General features: G+C 74.4%; 13 protein-coding genes. 7 read left to right on the top strand and 6 right to left on the bottom strand.

The annotated features are described in order from the left end of the window. Positions 1-6: 6 nt before the first annotated feature. From FB380_RS10620 to FB380_RS10635, 4 genes are all read right to left on the bottom strand, one after another. Positions 7-1635: a phospho-sugar mutase gene (locus FB380_RS10620; RefSeq protein ID WP_166755019.1), complete on the bottom strand. Its 1629-nt coding sequence runs from the start codon at positions 1633-1635 to the stop codon at positions 7-9. After that, positions 1632-2486, bottom strand: a complete 855-nt coding sequence (locus FB380_RS10625; RefSeq protein WP_166755020.1) for an NAD-dependent epimerase/dehydratase family protein — start codon at positions 2484-2486, stop codon at positions 1632-1634. Before FB380_RS10625 ends, FB380_RS10620 begins: the two co-directional genes overlap by 4 nt. A 77-nt stretch (positions 2487-2563) precedes the next feature. Beyond that, the gene (locus tag FB380_RS10630; protein WP_229682130.1) at positions 2564-3382 is read right to left on the bottom strand and encodes a purine-nucleoside phosphorylase; all 819 of its coding nucleotides are present in this window, start codon (positions 3380-3382) and stop codon (positions 2564-2566) included. A gap of 84 nt (positions 3383-3466) precedes the next feature. After that, positions 3467-4843, bottom strand: coding sequence for an FAD-dependent oxidoreductase (locus FB380_RS10635; protein ID WP_166755021.1), 1377 nt, complete (start codon positions 4841-4843; stop codon positions 3467-3469). Positions 4844-4922: 79 nt separating this feature from the next. Here FB380_RS10635 and FB380_RS10640 point away from each other — a divergent pair, with 79 nt between their 5' ends. Genes FB380_RS10640 through meaB form a run of 5 tightly spaced genes read left to right on the top strand, consistent with a single transcriptional unit; the run spans position 4923 to position 12457 of the window. Beyond that, entirely contained in the window at positions 4923-6071 is a 1149-nt protein-coding gene (locus FB380_RS10640) for a glutamate--cysteine ligase (protein WP_166755022.1), read from the top strand. After that, on the top strand, positions 6068-7312 hold the full coding sequence (locus tag FB380_RS10645) for an amidohydrolase (protein WP_229682129.1): 1245 nt from the start codon (positions 6068-6070) through the stop codon (positions 7310-7312). The genes FB380_RS10640 and FB380_RS10645 overlap by 4 nt, the downstream gene beginning before the upstream one ends. Positions 7313-7362: 50 nt before the next feature. Continuing rightward, complete coding sequence (locus tag FB380_RS10650) at positions 7363-9276, top strand: methylmalonyl-CoA mutase subunit beta (protein WP_166755023.1); 1914 nt, start codon at positions 7363-7365, stop codon at positions 9274-9276. After that, a complete protein-coding gene (scpA, locus tag FB380_RS10655; RefSeq protein WP_166755024.1) occupies positions 9273-11480 on the top strand; it encodes a methylmalonyl-CoA mutase in 2208 nt (735 codons plus the stop codon). Before FB380_RS10650 ends, scpA begins: the two co-directional genes overlap by 4 nt. Further along, a complete protein-coding gene (gene meaB / locus FB380_RS10660; RefSeq protein ID WP_166755025.1) occupies positions 11480-12457 on the top strand; it encodes a methylmalonyl Co-A mutase-associated GTPase MeaB in 978 nt (325 codons plus the stop codon). Before scpA ends, meaB begins: the two co-directional genes overlap by 1 nt. A 3-nt stretch (positions 12458-12460) precedes the next feature. Here meaB and FB380_RS10665 read toward each other — a convergent pair whose 3' ends face one another. After that, positions 12461-12865, bottom strand: a complete 405-nt coding sequence (locus FB380_RS10665) for a GtrA family protein (protein WP_166755026.1) — start codon at positions 12863-12865, stop codon at positions 12461-12463. Positions 12866-13032: 167 nt separating this feature from the next. Here FB380_RS10665 and FB380_RS10670 point away from each other — a divergent pair, with 167 nt between their 5' ends. Beyond that, positions 13033-14442 carry an NAD(P)H-quinone dehydrogenase gene (locus FB380_RS10670; protein ID WP_166755027.1) on the top strand — a complete coding sequence of 470 codons (1410 nt, stop codon included), beginning with the start codon at positions 13033-13035 and terminating at the stop codon, positions 14440-14442. A gap of 103 nt (positions 14443-14545) precedes the next feature. Beyond that, the gene (locus FB380_RS25970) at positions 14546-17104 is read left to right on the top strand and encodes a hypothetical protein (protein ID WP_166755028.1); all 2559 of its coding nucleotides are present in this window, start codon (positions 14546-14548) and stop codon (positions 17102-17104) included. A 67-nt stretch (positions 17105-17171) separates the two neighbouring features. Here the strand turns inward: FB380_RS25970 and FB380_RS10680 are convergent, their stop codons facing one another. Further along, a complete protein-coding gene (locus FB380_RS10680; protein ID WP_188959609.1) occupies positions 17172-18923 on the bottom strand; it encodes an acetyl/propionyl/methylcrotonyl-CoA carboxylase subunit alpha in 1752 nt (583 codons plus the stop codon). Positions 18924-18970 lie beyond the last annotated feature (47 nt).

The raw sequence follows: 18970 nt of genomic DNA on the forward strand, positions 1-18970 counted from the left end.
CAGGGGTCACAGCCCGAGCGCGGCGGCCATCTCGGTGCGCAGCCGGTCCAGCTGGTCCGCGCCCTGGCCGCGGGCCGCCGGCAGTCCGGCGACGTCGGGCACCGGGACGACGGTCTCCAGGTAGGCCTTGAGCTTCGGCTCGGTGCCGCTGGGCCGGACGATCACCCGCACGCCCTCGCCGGTCAGCCGGACCGCGTCCAGCGGGGGTTCGGCGTGCAGCAGGTCGACCACCTCGACCGGCCGGCCGAGCAGCTGGGCCGGTGGCTGCGCGCGCAGCCGGGTCATCGCGCCGGAGATGAGCGTCAGGTCCTCGACCCGCACCGAGTACTGGCCGGTGGCGTACAGGCCGTGCTCGACCGCCAGCTCGTCCAGCCGGTCGGTCAGCGTGCGGCCGTCGACGGCGAGCTCGGCGGCCAGCAGCGCCACGGCGAGTGCGGCGGAGACGCCGTCCTTGTCGTGCGCGACCGACGGCGACACCGCGTAGCCCAGCGCCTCCTCGTAGCCGAAGACCAGCGGCGCCGACGCCGAGCCGGCCCGGATGATCCACTTGAAGCCGGTCGGGGTCTGCTCGAACGGCACCCCGTGCGCGCGGGCGATCGTGCCCAGCAGTGAGCCGCTGACCAGGGAGTTCGCGTAGGTGCCCCGCACCCCGCGGCGGAGCAGCCAGTCGCCCAGCAGCACGCCGACCTCGTCGCCGGTCAGCTGGCGCCCACCCACGACCACCGAGCAGCGGTCGGCGTCGGGGTCCTCGGCGATGGCGACGTCGGCGCCGGTGCTGCCGGCCAGTGCGGTCAGCAGGTCGACCGCACCCGGTTCCTCCGGGTTGGGGAAGGCGACCGTCGGGAACGCCGGGTCGGGCCGGTCCTGCTCCGCGACGCAGTGCAGCGCGGCGAAGCCGGCGGCCTCGAACACCTGCCGGGTGGTCGCCGAGCCCACGCCGTGCATCGCGGTGTAGGCCACCTCGAGACGCCGCCGGGCCGCGGCGTCCACCCGGTCGGGCTCGAGGGCGCGCACCACCGCGGCGACGTAGTCGGCCTCGACGTCGTCCCCGAGGGTGTTCCAGTCGTCGGAGAGCGGCAGCTCGCGGGCCGGGCCGGCCGCGGCGATCGCGGCCTCGATCTCCCGGTCGGCCGGCGGCACCAGCTGTGCACCGTCGGCCAGGTAGACCTTGTAGCCGTTGTCCTGCGGCGGGTTGTGGCTGGCGGTCACCATCACCCCGGCGACCGCGCCCAGGTGCCGGACGGCGTAGGACAGCACCGGCGTGGGCAGCGGGCGGGGCAGCACGGAGACGGCGAACCCGGCGCCGGACAGCACGGCGGCCGAGACGTGCGCGAACTCGTCGGAGCGGTGCCGGGCGTCGTAGCCGATCACCACGCCGCGGCCGCCCTGGCCTGCGTCGGTGAGGTACCGGGCCAGCCCGGCGGCGGCGCGGCCGACCACGGCGGCGTTCATCCCGGCCGGGCCGGCGCGCAGCGGGCCGCGCAGCCCGGCGGTGCCGAAGGTCAGCGGGCCGGTGAACCGGCGCTCCAGCTCGGCGGCGTCGCCGGCCTCGACCAGCGCCTCGATCTCGGCCCGGTCACCGGCGTGCGGGTCGGCGGCGGCCCAGGCGCGGGCGGTGGCCAGCAGGTCGGTCATCGCGGGCCCCCGCTCGGCTGGACCGGCCCCTGCGCTGCCTCGACCACGTCGACGTCCACACCGGGCAGCGTGTACTCCCCGCCGACCCGGGCGTGCACCGGGTCGGCCGGGTCCGCCTCGCCCTGGGCGGCGATCAGCTCGGCGGCGTAGGCCTCGGCGTCGTCGGCCGGCTCGTAGCCCAGCGCGCGGGCGGCGGTGAGGTCCCACCAGCCGCGGGTGTTGGCCGAGACGCCCCAGACGACGCGGAAGCCGGGGGACGGCGCGCGCAGCGCGGCGTCGACCAGTCGCACGGTGTCTCCGGGGGACAGCCAGGTGGCCAGCTGGCGGACCGTCGTCGGCCGGGGGAACGCGCTGCCGATCCGCAGGCAGACGACGTCCAGCCCGTACCGGTCGGCGTACAGCGAGCCCAGCGCCTCCATCGTCACCTTGGCCACCCCGTAGTAGGTGTCCGGGCGCGGTGGCGCGTCGGCCTCGGTGAGCAGGCCGGACGCGGGCCGGGGGGTGAAGCCGCTGGCGTGGTTGCTGCTGGCCAGCACCACGCGGGGGACGCCGGCGCGCCGGGCGGCCTCCAGGGCGGAGCGGGTCGTCTCGATGTGCGAGTGGACGATCGCCGGCCAGGTCGCCTCGCCGAGGATGCCGGCCAGGTGCACCACGGCGGCTGCCCCCTGCGCCGCGTCGGTCATCGCGGACAGGTCGGCGGCGTCGGCGACCAGGTGCTCCTCGCCCGGGCGCGGGTCCTCGATCGGCACCACGTCCAGGCTGCGCAGCGCCCAGCCGCGCTCGGGCAGCCCGCCGCGCAGCGCCGTCCCGAGCCCGCCGGCGGCGCCGGTGACCAGGACCGGACCGGTCACGGTGCTGGACGGTTCGCTCCCGCGGGACGCTCCGCTCCTCGCTCGTTCCTCGCTGCGATGCTCACGCCCCGCTCCGCTCACGGCATCCGCCCGATCAGCTCGACCAGGAAGCTGCCGAGCCGGCCGGCCGCGGCCTTGCCCGCCTCCAGCACCTCCAGGTGGTCCAGCGCCTCACCGGTGATGCCGGCCGCGGCGTTGGTGACCATCGACAGGCCGAACACCTCCATCCCGGCCGCCCGGGCGGCGATCGCCTCCAGCGCGGTGGACATGCCGACCAGGTCCGCACCCAGCGTGGTGAGCATCCGGATCTCGGCAGGGGTCTCGAAGTGCGGGCCGGGCAGCGCGGCGTAGACGCCCTCGGCCAGCGACGGGTCGATCTCCTTGGCCAGCGTGCGCAGCCGGGCGGAGTAGAGGTCGGTGAGGTCGACGAAGGTGGCGCCCACCAGCGGGGACCGGGCGGTCATGTTCAGGTGGTCGCTGATCAGCACGGCCTGCCCGACCCGGTGGTCGGGGCGCAGCCCGCCGGCGGCGTTGGTGAGGACGACGGTGCGCACCCCGGCCGCGGCGGCGGTGCGGATGCCGTGCACCACCGGCTCGACCCCCCGGCCCTCGTAGAGGTGGGTGCGGCCGAGGAAGAGCAGCGCCTTGCGCTCGCCGACCTGGACCGAGCGGATCTCCCCGCCGTGCCCGGTGACGGTCGGGGCGGCGAACCCGGGCAGGTCGCCGATGGCCACGCTGGCCAGCGTCTCGCCGAAGGCGTCGGCGGCCGGGGCCCAGCCCGAGCCCATCACCACCGCGACGTCGTGACCGCCGCCGACGACGGCGGTCAGCTCCTCGGCGGCACGGGCGGCCAGTGCCGCGGGGTCGGGGACGGCGGGGGCGGTCGGCGTGCTCACGGGCCGAAACTAGCCCAGCGGCCGCCGGCCCTCGCGGGCGAGCGACCGAGGCCCGTCGTCCGGTCGCCCGGCCCGGCGAGCCGGTCAGAGGTCCCGGACGTCGGCCTCCACGGCCTCGAAGGCCTTGCGGGCGGCGATGAGGACCGGGTCCCAGACCGGGGCGAACGGGGGTGCGTAGGCCAGGTCCAGGGACAGGACCTCGTCGACCGTCATCTCGTTCCAGATGCAGACGGCCAGGGCGTCGATCCGCTTGGCGGACCCGGGGCAGCCGACCACCTGGGCGCCCAGCAGCCGTCCGCTGCGCCGCTCGGCGATCATCTTGATCCGGATGGGCTGGGCGCCGGGGAAGTAGCCGGCCGTGGTGGTCGAGTCGACCGACGCGGTCACGAACGCGTAGCCGGCCTGCTGGGCCTCCTCGCTGGACAGGCCGGTGCGGGCGACCTCCAGGTCGCACACCTTGGTGATCGCGGTGCCGATCACGCCGGGGAAGGTGGCGTAGCCCCCGCCGATGTTGATCCCGGCCACCCGGCCCTGCTTGTTGGCGTGGGTGCCCAGCGCCACCACCATCCGCTGGCCGGACAGCCGGTGCCGCGACTCCACGCAGTCCCCGGCCGCCCAGACCCCCTCGGCCTCGGTGTGCATCCGGGCGTCGACGGCGATGCCGCCGGAGATGCCCAGCGGGATCCCCGCCTCCCGGGCCAGCCCGACGTTCGGCCGCACCCCGAGGCCGAGCACGACCAGGTCGGCCGGCAGCTCCCGCCCGCCCGCGGTCAGCACCGCCCGGGCCCGTCCGTCGGTGCCGACGTCGACGGCGACGACCTCCTCGCCCATCACCAGCTCGATGCCCTCGGCCCGCACGGCGTCGGCGATGAACTGCCCGACGTCGGGGTCGAAGGTGCCGACGGGGGTGGCCGAGCGGTCCACCACGGTCACGTCCAGGCCGCGGACCCGGCAGGCCTCGGCGATCTCCAGCCCGATGTAGCCCCCGCCCACCACCACGACCCGGCGCACCCGCCCGCTGTCGAGCTCCGCGCGCAGGGCCACGCCGTCGTCCAGGACCTGGACGCCGTACACCCCGTCGGCGTCGATCCCGGGCACCGGCGGGCGCATCGGCACGCTGCCGGTGGCGTAGACCAGCTCGTCGAAGGGCTCGCTGCCCTGTCCACCGCCGTCGAGGTCGCGCCAGGTGACCGTGCGGCGGTCCAGGTCGATGCCGGTCACCTCGGTGCGCATCCGCACGTCGAGGCCCATCGCGCGGTGCTGGTCGGGGGTGCGGGCGATCAGCGCGGCCTCGCTCTCCACCGTGCCGCTGATCCAGTAGGGGATCCCGCAGGCGGAGTAGGAGGTCGCCCGGCCGCGCTCGAACATCACCACGTCCAGGTCGGCGCAGCGCTTCCTGGCCTGCGAGGCGGCGCTGCCACCCGCGGCGTCCCCACCGATGACCACCAGTCGCCGTCGCACACTGCGGACTGTAGGGGCCGTCACACGGCCGCGCTGCCGTGGACCGGCGGCCGTCCGGCGTCCCTCCTAGACTCGCGGGGTGCAGATCCCCTTCCACTCGTCCGAGCGCGCCAGCCTGGGAGTGGAGTGGGAGCTGCAGCTCATCGACCCGCAGACCCGCGAGCTGACCTCCGGCGCCACCGAGATCCTCGCCGAGATCACCCCCGACGGCCTCGACGAGCACCCCAAGGCCAAGCACGAGCTGCTGCAGTCGACGGTCGAGATCATCACCGGGGTCTGCACCACCGTCGCCGAGGCCAAGGCCGACCTGGCCGGCACCCTGGCCGAGGTGGTCGCCTCCGCCGAGCGGCGCGGCCTCGGCGTCATGTGCGCCGGCACCCACCCGTTCACCCGGTGGGACACCCAGGAGATCTCCCCCAAGGAGCGCTACGCCGAGCTGGTCGAGCGGATGCAGTGGCCGGCCCGGCGGCTGCAGATCTTCGGGGTGCACGTGCACGTCGGCGTCCGCTCGCCCGAGAAGATCATCCCGATCGTGAACGCGCTGACCCAGTACGTGCCGCACTTCCTGGCGCTGTCGGCGTCCTCGCCCTTCTGGGCCGGCTGCGACACCGGCCTGGCGTCGTCCCGCACGAAGGTGTTCGAGGGCATGCCGACCGCCGGGCTGCCCTACCAGCTGGCCGACTGGGGCCAGTTCGAGGCGTACATGGGCACGCTGATCGACGCCGGCGCCATCGAGAGCGTCCGCGAGGTGTGGTGGGACATCCGCCCGCACCCGGACTTCGGCACCGTCGAGCTGCGGATCTGCGACGGCCTGCCCACCCTCGACGAGATCGGTGCGGTGGCCGCGCTCGCCCAGTGCCTGGTCGAGCAGTTCGACACCCAGCTCGACCGCGGCTACACCCTGCCCTCGCCGGCGGACTGGATCGTGCGGGAGAACAAGTGGCGCGCGGTGCGCTACGGCCTGGACGCCGAGATCGTCGTCGACGAGCAGGGCACGGTGCGCCCGGTGCGCGAGGCGATCGCCGACGTGGTCGAGGAGCTGCTGCCGACCGCCCGCAAGCTCGGCTGCGAGGCCGAGCTCGCCGACGTGCGGCGGGTGCTGGACGCCGGCGCCTCCTACCAGCGGCAGCGCGCCGTCGCCGCGGCGAACGACGGGGAGCTGGCACCGGTGGTCGACAGCCTGCTCGCCGAGCTCCGCGACGGGCTGCCGGCGGCGGGGGCGGCGTGAGCGGGCAGGAGACGACCGGCGCGGGGAGCGCCCTGGGCTCTGCCGTCGATGCCTGGTCGGAGGCACACCACGCCGAGCTGGTCGCCGTCCGCCGGCACCTGCACGCCCACCCGGAGCTGGGTTTCGTCGAGCACGAGACGACGGCCTTCCTGGAGGAGAGGCTCACCGCGGCGGGCCTCGCGCCCCGCCGGCTGAAGTCCGGCACCGGCCTGGTCTGTGACGTCGGGGGCGACCCGGACGCCGGGCCGGTCGTCGTGCTGCGCGCCGACATCGACGCGCTGCCGCTGGCCGACCTCAAGGACGTCCCGTACGCCTCCACCCGGGAGGGGCTCTGCCACGCCTGCGGCCACGACGTGCACACCACCGTGCTGCTCGGGGTGGCGCTGGCGCTGGCCTCGCTGGACGAGCTGCCCGGCACCGTCCGGTGCGTCTTCCAGCCCGCCGAGGAGCAGGTGCCCGGCGGTGGCCTGGAGGTCCTCGACGAGGGCGTGCTGGCCGGGGCGACCCGTGCGTTCGCGCTGCACTGCGACCCCTCGCTGACGGCCGGGTCGGTCGGGCTGCGCACCGGGGCGATCACCGCGGCCTGTGACCGGGTGGAGGTGACGCTCACCGGGCCCGGCGGGCACACCGCCCGGCCGCAGTTGACCGTCGACCTCGTGCACGCCATGGGCCAGGTGGTCACCGAGGTGCCCGGCCTGCTGTCCCGGCTGGTCGACCCGCGGGCCGGTGTGTCCCTGGTGTGGGGAGCGGTCAGCGCGGGGGTGGCGGCCAACACCATCCCGGAGACCGGGCAGCTGCGCGGCACGCTGCGGGTGCTCGACCGCGCGGTGTGGAGCGAGGCCGAGGAGCTGGTGCGCCGGCTGGTCACCGACGTCGCGACCACCTCGGGCGCCCGGGTGGCGATCGAGTACGTGCGCGGGGTGCCGCCGGTGGTCAACGACCCGCGCAGCGTGGCCCTGCTCCGGTCCGCGGCGCTGGAGACGGTGGGCAGCGAGGGCGTGGCGCTGTCCCCGCAGAGCATGGGCGGGGAGGACTTCGGCTGGTTCGCCGAGGTGCTGCCGATCGCGCTCGCGCGGCTGGGCACCCACGGCAGCGGCGAGACGTTGGACCTGCACCGCGGCACCTTCGACGTCGACGAGCGGGCGATCGGGGTCGGGGTGCGGTTGCTGGCCCGCACGGCGCTGCACGCGCTGGCGGCGGATGCCGTACCCGCTGGCACTCCCGTCGGTCCGGCCCTGTAGACCTCTTCCGACGCACTTCCCTCAGGCACCTGAGAAGCGGGGACCCGACGATGAGCTCCTCCGACCAGCGATCCGCAGGCCCCCCGGCCGAGCCGGCCGCGCCCGACGTCCTGCCCCTGGCCGGGGAGTTCCCCGCGGCGACCCGGGACCAGTGGCGTGAGCTGGTGGCCGGGGTGCTGCGCAAGGCCGGCCGGGAGGAGCTGCCCGACCCGGTCGAGGAGGCGCTGCGGGTGCCGGTCGCCACCGGGGTGTCGGTGGCTCCGCTGTACACCGCCGAGGACGCCGGGGACCTGCCCGCGCTGGCCGGGGCGCCGGGGCTGCCGCCGTTCGTCCGCGGTGCCCGGGCCGGGGCGGCCGGGGTGACGGCCGCCGGCGGCGCCGACCCGGACGTGCCCGGGGGCTGGGACGTGCGGCAGCGGCACGCCGACCCCGACGTGGCGCGCACCCGGGAGGCGATCGCCGCGGACCTGGAGAACGGCGTCTCCTCGCTGTGGCTGGTGGTCGGCGACGGCGCCGTGCCGGCCGGTGCGCTGGGCGAGGTGCTGGCCGACGTCCTGCTGGACCTGGCACCGGTGACCCTGCAGGGCGGGGTGCCCGCGGCGGAGGCGTTCCTGGCGCTGGTCGACGGACGCGCCGACCTGGCGCCGGGCGGGTGCCTGGGGCTGGACCCGCTGAGCGTGCAGGCGGCGACCGGGGAGCCGCAGGACCTCACCGGCCTGGCCGACCTGGCCCGCCGGGCGCCGGCGGGCTGGCGCACCGTCGTCGCCGACGGGACGGTCGTCGCCGACGCCGGTGGTTCGGTGGTGGAGGAGCTCGGCTGCGCGGTTGCCGCGGGGGTGGCCTACCTCCGGGCGCTCACCGCGGGCGGGCTGGACGTCGCCGACGCCTTCGGCCAGGTGGAGTTCCGGCTGTCGGCGAGCGCGGACCAGTTCACCACCATCGCCGCGCTGCGCGCGGCGCGCCGGCTGTGGGACCGGGTGGGGGAGGCGAGCGGGGTGCCGGCCGAGGCGCGGGCGATGCGCCAGCACGCGGTCACCTCGAACGTGATGGTCACCCGGCACGACCCGTGGGTGAACATGCTGCGCACCACGGTCGCCTGCTTCGCCGCCGGGGTCGGCGGTGCCGACGTGGTGACGGTGCAGCCCTTCGACGCCGCGCTCGGGCTGCCTGACGCCTTCGCCCGGCGGATCGCCCGCAACACCCAGGCCCTGCTGGTCGAGGAGGCGCACCTGGCCCGGGTGCTCGACCCGGCCGGTGGCTCCTGGTACGTCGAGTCGCTGACCGAGTCCCTCGCCCAGGCCGCCTGGTCCTGGTTCACCGAGGTCGAGCGCGCCGGTGGGCTGGCCGCCGCGCTCTCCTCCGGGCTGGTCGCCGAGCGCATCGGTGCTGCGTGGGCGGAGCGGCAGGAGCGGATCGCGCACCGCACCGACGCGATCACCGGCGTCACCGAGTTCCCGAACCCGGCCGAGGTGCTGCCGGTCCGCCGTCCGGCGGCCGAGGCGCTGCCCGCGGCACCGGGCGGGCTGCCACGGGTCCGGGCGTCGCAGGCATTCGAGCAGCTGCGCGACCGGGTCGATGCGGTCGACCCCCGCCCGCGGGTGCACCTGGCCACGATCGGCCCGGTCGCCCGGCACACCGCCCGGGCCACCTTCGCGGCCAACCTGTTCGGCGCCGGCGGGCTGGCGGCGCCCGCCGGCGACGGGGTCGACGGCCTCGCCGGGACGACGGTGGCCTGCATCTGCGGCACCGACCGCGACTACGCCTCCGCTGCCTCCCTCGCCGCCGAGCTGCGGGCGGCCGGGGCCACCCAGGTGTGGCTGGCCGGACCGCCGTCCCTGGCGGTGGACGGGGTCGACGGGTACGTGCACGCTGGGTGCGACGCCCTGGAGGTCCTGAGGACCGTCCTCGATGGACTGCTGGGGGCAGAAATGGTCATTTTTGCCCGAGGGGAGGGAAGGGCATGAGCGCGATCCCCGACTTCGGCGGGCTGGAGCTGGGCCGCCCGCAGCCGACGGCGACGGTGGACGACTGGGCGAAGGCCTACGCCGACGCCACCGGCCGGGACGTCGGCGAGGCGACCTGGCAGACACCGGAGGGGATCGCCGTCCCGCCGCTGCTCAGCGCCGCCGACCTCGCCGACGTCGACTTCCTGGACACCCTCCCGGGGATCGCGCCCTACCTGCGCGGGCCCTACCCGACGATGTACACGACCCAGCCGTGGACGGTGCGCCAGTACGCCGGGTTCTCCACGGCTGCTGAGTCCAACGCCTTCTACCGGCGCAACCTGGCCGCCGGGCAGAAGGGGCTCTCGGTCGCCTTCGACCTGCCCACCCACCGCGGCTACGACTCCGACCACCCGCGCGTGGTCGGCGACGTCGGGATGGCCGGGGTGGCGATCGACTCGATCCTGGACATGCGGCAGCTGTTCGACGGCATCCCGCTGGACCGGATGAGCGTGTCGATGACGATGAACGGCGCCGTCCTGCCGGTGCTGGCGCTCTACGTGCTCGCTGCCGAGGAGCAGGGGGTGAGCCCGGACCAGCTCACGGGGACGATCCAGAACGACATCCTCAAGGAGTTCATGGTCCGCAACACCTACATCTACCCGCCGAAGCCCTCGATGCAGATCATCAGCGACATCTTCCGGTTCACCTCCACGCAGATGCCGCGGTTCAACTCGATCTCCATCTCCGGCTACCACATCCAGGAGGCCGGGGCTACGGCCGACCTGGAGCTGGCCTACACCCTCGCCGACGGGGTGGAGTACCTGCAGGCGGGCAAGGCGGCGGGCCTGGACGTCGACGTCTTCGCGCCCCGCCTGAGCTTCTTCTGGGGCATCGGCATGAACTTCTTCATGGAGGTCGCCAAGCTGCGGGCCGGGCGGCTGCTGTGGGCGAAGCTGGTGCGCGAGGCCGGCGCGCAGAACCCGAAGTCGATGTCGCTGCGCACCCACTGCCAGACCTCGGGCTGGTCGCTGACCGCGCAGGACGTCTACAACAACGTCGTCCGGACCTGCCTGGAGGCGATGGCCGCCACCCAGGGGCACACCCAGTCGCTGCACACCAACGCCCTGGACGAGGCGCTCGCGCTGCCCACGGACTTCTCCGCCCGGATCGCCCGCAACACCCAGCTGCTGCTGCAGCAGGAGTCCGGGACGACGCGGGTCATCGACCCCTGGGGCGGGTCGGCGTACGTGGAGAAGCTGACCTACGACCTGGCCCGCCGGGCGTGGGCGCACATCCAGGAGGTCGCCGAGCACGGGGGCATGGCGCAGGCGATCGACGACGGCATCCCGAAGCTGCGGATCGAGGAGGCGGCGGCCCGCACCCAGGCGCGGATCGACTCCGGCCGCCAGCCGGTGATCGGGGTGAACAAGTACCGGGTCGAGGCCGACGAGGCCGTCGAGGTCCTGCGGGTGGACAACGCCGACGTGCTCGCCCAGCAGAAGGCGAAGCTGGCCGAGCTGCGTGCCTCCCGGGACGCCGGTGCGGTGACCGAGGCGCTCGGCCGGCTGACCGACGCCGCCCGCGCCGCCGCTGACGGGCGGCGGGGCAGCGACCTGGACTCCAACCTGCTGAAGCTGGCGGTGGACGCCGCACGGGCGAAGGCGACGGTGGGGGAGATCTCCGACGCCCTCGAGGCGGTCTACGGCCGGCACTCCGGGCAGGTGCGCACCATCTCCGGGGTGTACCGCGACGAGGCTGGGGGAGCGGGTCCGGTGGAGGAGACCCGGGCGCTGGCGTCGGCGTTCGCCGATGCGGAGGGGCGCCGGCCGCGGATCCTGGTGGCCAAGATGGGCCAGGACGGGCACGACCGCGGGCAGAAGGTGATCGCCACCGCCTTCGCCGACCTCGGCTTCGACGTCGACGTCGGCCCGCTGTTCCAGACGCCCGACGAGGTCGCCCGCCAGGCCGTGGAGGCCGACGTGCACGTCGTCGGCGTCTCCTCCCTCGCCGCCGGCCACCTCACCCTGGTCCCGGCGCTGCGCGACGCCCTCGCCGAGCTGGGTGCCGAGGACGTGCTGGTCGTGGTGGGTGGCGTGATCCCGCCCGACGACGTCCCGACCTTGCGGGAGATGGGCGCGGCGGCGGTCTTCCCGCCCGGCACCGTCATCGCCGACGCCGCGCAGGACCTGCTCCGCACGCTGGCCCAGCGTCTCGGCCACTGATGGCGGTACCGGACGTCCCCGCGCTGGCCGAGGGGGTGCTGGCCGGGGAACGGCGGGCGGTGGCGCGGGCGATCACGCTGGTCGAGTCGCGGCGGGCCGACCACCGGCAGGCGGCCCAGGAGCTGCTGGTCCAGCTCCTGCCGCACGCCGGGGCGGCCCGGCGGGTGGGGATCAGCGGGGTGCCCGGGGTCGGCAAGTCCACGTTCATCGACTCCCTCGGCGTCGACCTGACCGCGGCCGGGTCGAAGGTGGCGGTGCTCGCCGTCGACCCGTCGTCGGCCCGCTCCGGCGGCTCGATCCTGGGCGACAAGACCCGGATGGCCCGCCTCGCCGTCGACCCGGCCGCGTTCATCCGGCCCGCGCCCACCGCCGGCACCTTGGGCGGGGTGGCCCAGGCGACCCGGGAGTCGATGGTCGTCGTCGAGGCGGCTGGGTACGACGTCGTCCTGGTGGAGACCGTCGGCGTCGGTCAGTCCGAGGTCGCCGTCGCCGAGATGGTCGACACCTTCCTGTTCCTCACCCTGGCCCGCACCGGTGACCAGTTGCAGGGGATCAAGCGCGGGATCCTGGAGATCGCCGACGTCATCGCGGTGAACAAGGCCGACGGCCCGGGCGAGGTCGACGCCCGCCGCGCCGCCCGGGAGCTGGCCGGGGCGCTCCGGATGCTGCGGGGCGAACCCGTCCCCGTGCTCACCTGCGCCGGGCTCAGCGGTGCCGGGCTGGCCGAGGTGTGGGCCCAGGTCGTCGCACACCAGGACCGGCTGCGGGCCTCGGGGCAGCTGGCGGAGCGGCGCCGGGCCCAGCAGGTGCGCTGGACGTGGCAGCTGGTCCGCGACGGGCTGGAGCACCAGCTGCGCGAACACCCCGCGGTGCGGTCGGCGGCGCCGGAGCTCGAGGCGGCGGTGCTGGCCGGCGAGCTCACCCCGGCGCTCGCCGCCCGGCAGCTGCTGGACGCCTTCGGGACCGCGCCGGCTTGAACCTCAGCTGCGGAAGACGACGGTCCGCAGCATGACGAAGTTGACCGCCGTGCCGAACCCCTGGGAGATCGCCCAGGCCAGCGTGATGGTCCACGAGCGGTCCGGGAGGACGGCGAGGGCCAGCGCGTTCACGCCGAGGATGACGAAGAAGGTCGTGCTGTAGAGCAGCGTGAAGCCGAGGACCCGGTTCCGGCCGCCCGCCACCCGGAACGCCCACCGCCGGTTCAACGCGTAGGCAGTGCTCGTGCCGCAGACGAAGCTCAGCGCGCGGGCGGCGTGCACCCACAGGCCCAGGTGCAGCGCGAGGGTGTACACGGTGAGGTCGACGACGGCGCTGAACAGCCCGACGACGACGAAGCGGACCAGCTGGCCCCACAGGTCGCCGGGTCCTCGTGGGTCGGTGGTCACGTGTCCTTCTGATCGCGATCGAACGGCAGTCGCGGGAGCACAACCCGACCCGGGCAGCCTAGCGAGGCGCTCGGTGCGCGGTGCGGTCGCGTCGGTGGCCGACAGCGCCTGTCGCAACAGGGACAATGGCGGGTGCACACATCGGTCCAGCACTGGGAGCAGCACCCATGACCCGCATCGTCATCATCGGCGGCGGCCCGGCCGGGTACGAGGCCGCGCTCGTCGCCGCCCAGCTCGGTGCGGACGTCACGGTCGTGGAGCGCGACGGCATCGGCGGCGCCAGCGTGCTGACCGACTGCGTGCCGTCCAAGACGTTCATCGCCTCCGCCGGTGCGATGACCTGGGTGCGCGACTCCGTCGCCCTCGGGGTCACCGGGACGGAGCTGGGCCGGGCGGCGCTGGACCTGGCGACGGTGAACAGCCGGATCAAGGGGCTGGCCGTCGCCCAGTCCTCCGACATCCACCACCGCCTGGAGTCCGAGGGGGTGCGGATCATCCGCGCCTCGGCCCGGCTGGCCGACGAGGCGCGTGGCCTGACCGTGCACCGGGTCGAGGTCGTCGACGCCGACGGGCAGGTCACCGAGACGCTGGAGGGCGACGTCGTCCTCATCGCCACCGGCGCCGACCCGCGCGTGCTGCCGGGCGCCGAGCCGGACGGCGAGCGGATCCTGTCCTGGCGCGACGTCTACGAGCTCGACGAGATGCCCGAGCACCTGATCGTGATCGGTTCCGGTGTCACCGGTGCGGAGTTCGCCTCCGGCTACCTGGAGGCCGGCGTACCGGTCACCCTCGTCTCCTCGCGCGACCAGGTGCTGCCCGGGGAGGACGCCGACGCCGCGGCAGTCGTCGAGGAGGTCTTTCAGTCCCGGGGCGGCAAGATCGCCGAGCGCAGCCGCGCCGACAAGGTCGTGCGCACCGAGAAGGGCGTCCGGGTCGAGCTGACCGACGGCCGGGTCGTCGAGGGCTCGCACGCGTTGATGACCGTGGGCACCGTGCCGAACAGCGGCGGGATGAACCTGGAGGCCTGCGGGGTCGAGCTCACGCCGGCCGGGCACGTCGTCGTCGACCGCGTCTCCCGCACCACCGTCGCCGGCGTCTACGCCGCGGGCGACGTCACCGGGGTGTTCCAGCTCGCCTCCGTCGCCGCCATGCAGGGCCGGATCGCCATGTGGCACGCCCTCGGCGAGGCGGTCGCGCCGATCCGGCTGAAGACCGTCTCGGCCAACGTCTTCACCCACCCGGAGATCGCCACCGTCGGCGTGCAGGAGAAGTCGCTCACCGAGGACGCCGACGTCGAGGTCATCCGGCTGCCGCTGGTCACCAACGCCCGGGCGAAGATGGGCGACCTGCACAGCGGTTTCGTCAAGCTGTACGCCCGCCGCTCGACCGACGTCGTCATCGGCGGTGTGGTCGTGGCGCCCGGGGCCTCGGAGCTGATCCTGCCGATCGCGCTGGCCGTCACCAAGGGGCTGACCGCCGGAGACCTGGCGCAGACCTTCGCGATCTACCCGTCGCTGTCCGGTTCGATCACCGAGGCCGGCCGCCGGCTGATGGGAATCGAGGACGAGCACAGCTGAGGGAGCCGTCCCCACCGGTCACCCGATCGGTGCGGAGACCTCACGATCGCGGTCCGGGGCGCCGATGGAAGGGGGGCCGGTCCCTCGACGCCCTGGAGTGCTCGTGTTCCACACCGCCTTGAAGCAGCGTCGTGTGCGGTGGACCCGCGCTGGGGCGTTCGTGCTGGGTGCTGCGGTGGTCGCCGGCACCGGTCTGGTCGTCCCTCCGTCCGCGCTGGCCGAGCAGGTCGGCCCCACCACGGTCGAGGCCGGGGACACGGTCGTAGGGGAGTTGGTCCAGGCCTGGCCGGAGTACCAGGAGCCGGCCGACGCCGCCGAACATGCGGAGGAAGGCCCGCTCTCCTGGATCGAGACCGCTACCGGCGGCGCCGTCCGCGTGTCCACCGAGGACATCGAGGAGGTCGTCAGCGCCGAGGTGGGCGCGACCGTCGCGGTCACGGTGGGCGACGAGGTCGTCGACCAGGCGGTGGAGCAAGGGCTCGACCCGGCGCGAGAGGTCGTCGAGGCCACCGTGGTGACCACGGCGCCGCTCGCCACCCCGCCACCGGTCAGCGCGGCCGGCACCGTGACCAACGCCGTCACCGTCGTCATGGTCGTCCCGCAGGGGACGGCGGCTGACAGGCGAACCCTCTCGGACGTGGTGTCGGCGGTCGATGGGCCGGTGGCGGCGTTCTGGTCGGAGCAGAGCAACGGTGCGGCGACCATCAAGGTGACGGCCTCCCGTGATCTGCGCAGCACACCGACGACAGCTTCCTGCGCCGATCCTCAGGGGCTCTGGGACGAGGCCGCTCGGATGGTCGGCTGGACCGCCGGACCCGGCAAGCACTTGCTGGTGCACCTCCCGGAGGGTGCCGGTTCCTGCCCTTACGGCCTGGCCGAGGTCGGCTCCTCGCCCACGGCCGGTGGACGGCTGTACGTGCGTGAGGTCGCCACCTCACTCCTCGCCCACGAGCTGGGTCACAACATGGGCCTCGGTCACTCGTCCGAACTGCAGTGCGACGGGGCGACCGAGACCGACAGCTGCCAGGTCACGGCCTACAACGACTGGTACGACGTCATGGGCATCTCCTGGGACGAAGTGGGCACGCTCAACGCCCCCCAGGCTGCTCGGCTCGGCTTCCTGCCGGCAGAGGAGACCGTGGCGCTGGCTGCGTCGGGCGCGACCGTGACCCGCACCCTCGTGCCGGTCTCTGCAGGATCGGGTACCCGCACGCTCCGGCTCACCGATGCGGAGGGGGCCGTCTACTGGCTGGAGTACCGCCAGGCCTCTGGGCGAGACGCCTGGCTCGCCTCCGCGACGGCGAACTGGCCGGGCGTGCAGGCCGGGGTGACGATGCGGCGCAGCGCCGGAGGGCGGGACACCTCACTGCTGCTCGACGCCACTCCCTCCCGCAGGGCGCAGTGGTCCGTCGATCGGGCGACGGCCCTGGTCCGCGGTGTGCCGGTTCCCATCTCCGGTGGCGACTTCACGATCACCGTGACCAGCGTGACCCCGTCCGGCGCCACGGTGGAGGTGGCGACGCGCACCCATCCGGTGACCGTTCGATGGAACGAGCTCGGTGGCGCTGGAGGCGCCCTCGGCGCCCGGACCAGCGCACTGACCTGTGGGCTGGTCGCCCGCGGGTGCTCCCAGCACTTCGTGGGCGGGTCGATCTACTGGTCGCCGGGCACCGGCGCGCGCACGGTGACCGGTGTCGTCCGGGACCGCTGGGCCGCCGGCGGCTCGGAGCGCGGCCTGGGCTATCCGGTGTCGGACACGTTCTGTGGGCTGGTGGGTGGTGGCTGCTTCCAGTGGTTCCAGGGCGGGTCGTTGTACAGCGCGACGGCCGGTGGGTCGGCTCATGTGGTGTTCGGGGCGATCCGGGACCGGTGGGGTGCCAGTGGGTGGGAGGTCGGTGCGCTGGGGTACCCGGTGGCCGACGAGCACGGGACCCGTGGCGGGAGCGTGCAGCGGTTCCAGCGCGGGGCCGTGTACTGGTCACCGGCCACCGGCGCCCGGGTGGTGCTCAACGGCTCGGTGCAGGCCAGGTGGCGGGCGTCGGGGGCGTACAAGGGTGCGCTGGGCTATCCGGTGTCGGACACGTTCTGTGGGCTGGTGGGTGGTGGCTGCTTCCAGTGGTTCCAGGGCGGGTCGTTGTACAGCGCGACGGCCGGTGGGTCGGCTCATGTGGTGTTCGGGGCGATCCGGGACCGGTGGGGTGCCAGTGGGTGGGAGGTCGGTGCGCTGGGGTACCCGGTGGCCGACGAGCACGGGACCCGTGGCGGGAGCGTGCAGCGGTTCCAGCGCGGGGCCGTGTACTGGTCACCGGCCACCGGCGCCCGGGTGGTGCTCAACGGCTCGGTGCAGGCCAGGTGGCGGGCGTCGGGGGCGTACAAGGGTGCGCTGGGCTATCCGGTGTCGGACACGTTCTGTGGGCTGGTGGGTGGTGGCTGCTTCCAGTGGTTCCAGGGCGGGTCATTGTACAGCGCGACGGCCGGTGGGTCGGCTCATGTGGTGTTCGGGGCGATCCGGGACCGGTGGGGTGCCAGTGGGTGGGAGGTCGGTGCGCTGGGATACCCGGTGGCCGACGAGCAGAGTGTGCGTGGCGGTAGCGTGCAGCGGTTCCAGCGCGGCCGGATCACGTGGACGCCCAGCCGCGGGGCCGTCGTCGTGCTCGGCTGACGTGCTCGGCGAACGCCCCGTCAGTAGCGCCGTCACTCAGGGGTGGCGGCGCACCTCCGTCCCGGTACTAGTCCGTGTCGGCGATCGTGCAGAGGACGGCGCCGCTGGTGACGCTGGCGCCGACCTCGGCCGCGAGCCCGGAGACGGTGCCGGCCTTGTGGGCGACGATCGGCTGCTCCATCTTCATCGCCTCCAGCACGACGACCAGGTCACCGGCCGCGACGGTCGCACCGTCGGAGACGGCCACCTTCACGATGGTGCCCTGCATCGGCGCGGTCAGGGAGTCCCCGGAAGCGGCCGACCCGCCACCGCCGCTGCGCTTGCGCGGCTTCGCGGCACCACCGGCCGGGGCGGGCCCGCCGGCGGCCAGCCCGGCGGGCAGCGACACCTCCAGCCGGCGGCCACCGACCTCCACCACGACGGTCTGCCGCGGCTCGGCCTCGTCGGTCTCCGCGGCGGGGCCGTGGGGCTGCACCTGGTTGTCCCACTCGGTCTCGATCCAGCGGGTGTGCACCGTGAAGGGTGCGCTGGTGAAGGCCGGGTCGGCGACCACCGCACGGTGGAACGGCACGACGGTCGGCATGCCCTCCACGACCAGCTCCGCCAGCGCGCGGCGGGCCCGCTGGAGGGCCTCGTCGCGGGTCGCGCCGGTGACGATCAGCTTGGCCAGCATCGAGTCGAACGCGCCGGCCACCTCGCCGCCGGTCTCGACCCCGGAGTCCCAACGCACGCCCGGGCCCTGCGGGATCTCCAGCTTCGTCACCGGTCCCGGGGCGGGCATGAAGTTGCGGCCGGCGTCCTCGGCGTTGATCCGAAACTCGAGGCTGTGCCCCCGTGGCGTGGGGTCCTCAGTGATCTCCAGGGGCAGTCCCTCGGCGATCCGGAACTGCTGGCGGACCAGGTCGATCCCGGAGGTCTCCTCGCTGACCGGGTGCTCGACCTGCAGCCGGGTGTTGACCTCCAGGAAGGAGATCGAGCCGTCGGTGCCGACCAGGTACTCGACGGTCCCCGCCCCGACGTAGCCGGCCTCGGCGCAGATGGCCTTGGCCGAGGAGTGGATCCGCCCCCGCTGCTCGTCGGTGAGGAACGGCGCGGGGGCCTCCTCCACCAGCTTCTGGTTGCGCCGCTGCAGCGAGCAGTCCCGGGTGCCGACGACGATCACGTTGCCGTGCGTGTCGGCGAGCACCTGGGCCTCGACGTGCCGGGGCTTGTCCAGGAACCGCTCCACGAAGCACTCGCCGCGGCCGAACGCGGAGACGGCCTCGCGCACGGCGGAGTCGAACAGCTCGGGGATCTCCTCGAGGGTGCGGGCGACCTTCAGGCCGCGCCCGCCGCCACCGAAGGCGGCCTTGATCGCCACCGGCAGGCCGTGCTCGCGGGCGAAGGCGACCACCTCGTCGGCGTCCGCGACCGGGTCCTTGGTGCCGGGCACCAGGGGAGCGCCCGCGCGGGTGGCGATGTGCCGGGCGGCGACCTTGTCGCCGAGGTCGATGATCGCCTGCGGGGAGGGGCCGATCCAGGTCAGCCCGGCGTCGATGACCGCCCGGGCGAAGTCGGCGTTCTCGGACAGGAAGCCGTAGCCGGGGTGCACGGCGTCGGCGCCGGACCGGCGGGCGGCGTCGATGACCTTGTCGATCACCAGGTAGGAGTCACCAGGCGTCGTCCCGCCGAGGGCGAAGGCCTCGTCGGCAGTGCGCACGTGCAGGGCGTCCCGGTCGGGGTCGGCGTACACCGCGACGCTGGTCAGCCCGGCGTCCCGGCAGGCGCGCGCCACCCGCACCGCGATCTCACCGCGGTTGGCGATCAGGACCTTCTGCACGTTGGTTCTCCCTTGAGAGGCGGGGCGGGCTGAGGGGCGCCGGACGG

It is taken from the genome of Modestobacter marinus (genome assembly GCF_011758655.1).
Lineage (GTDB): Bacteria > Actinomycetota > Actinomycetes > Mycobacteriales > Geodermatophilaceae > Modestobacter > Modestobacter marinus.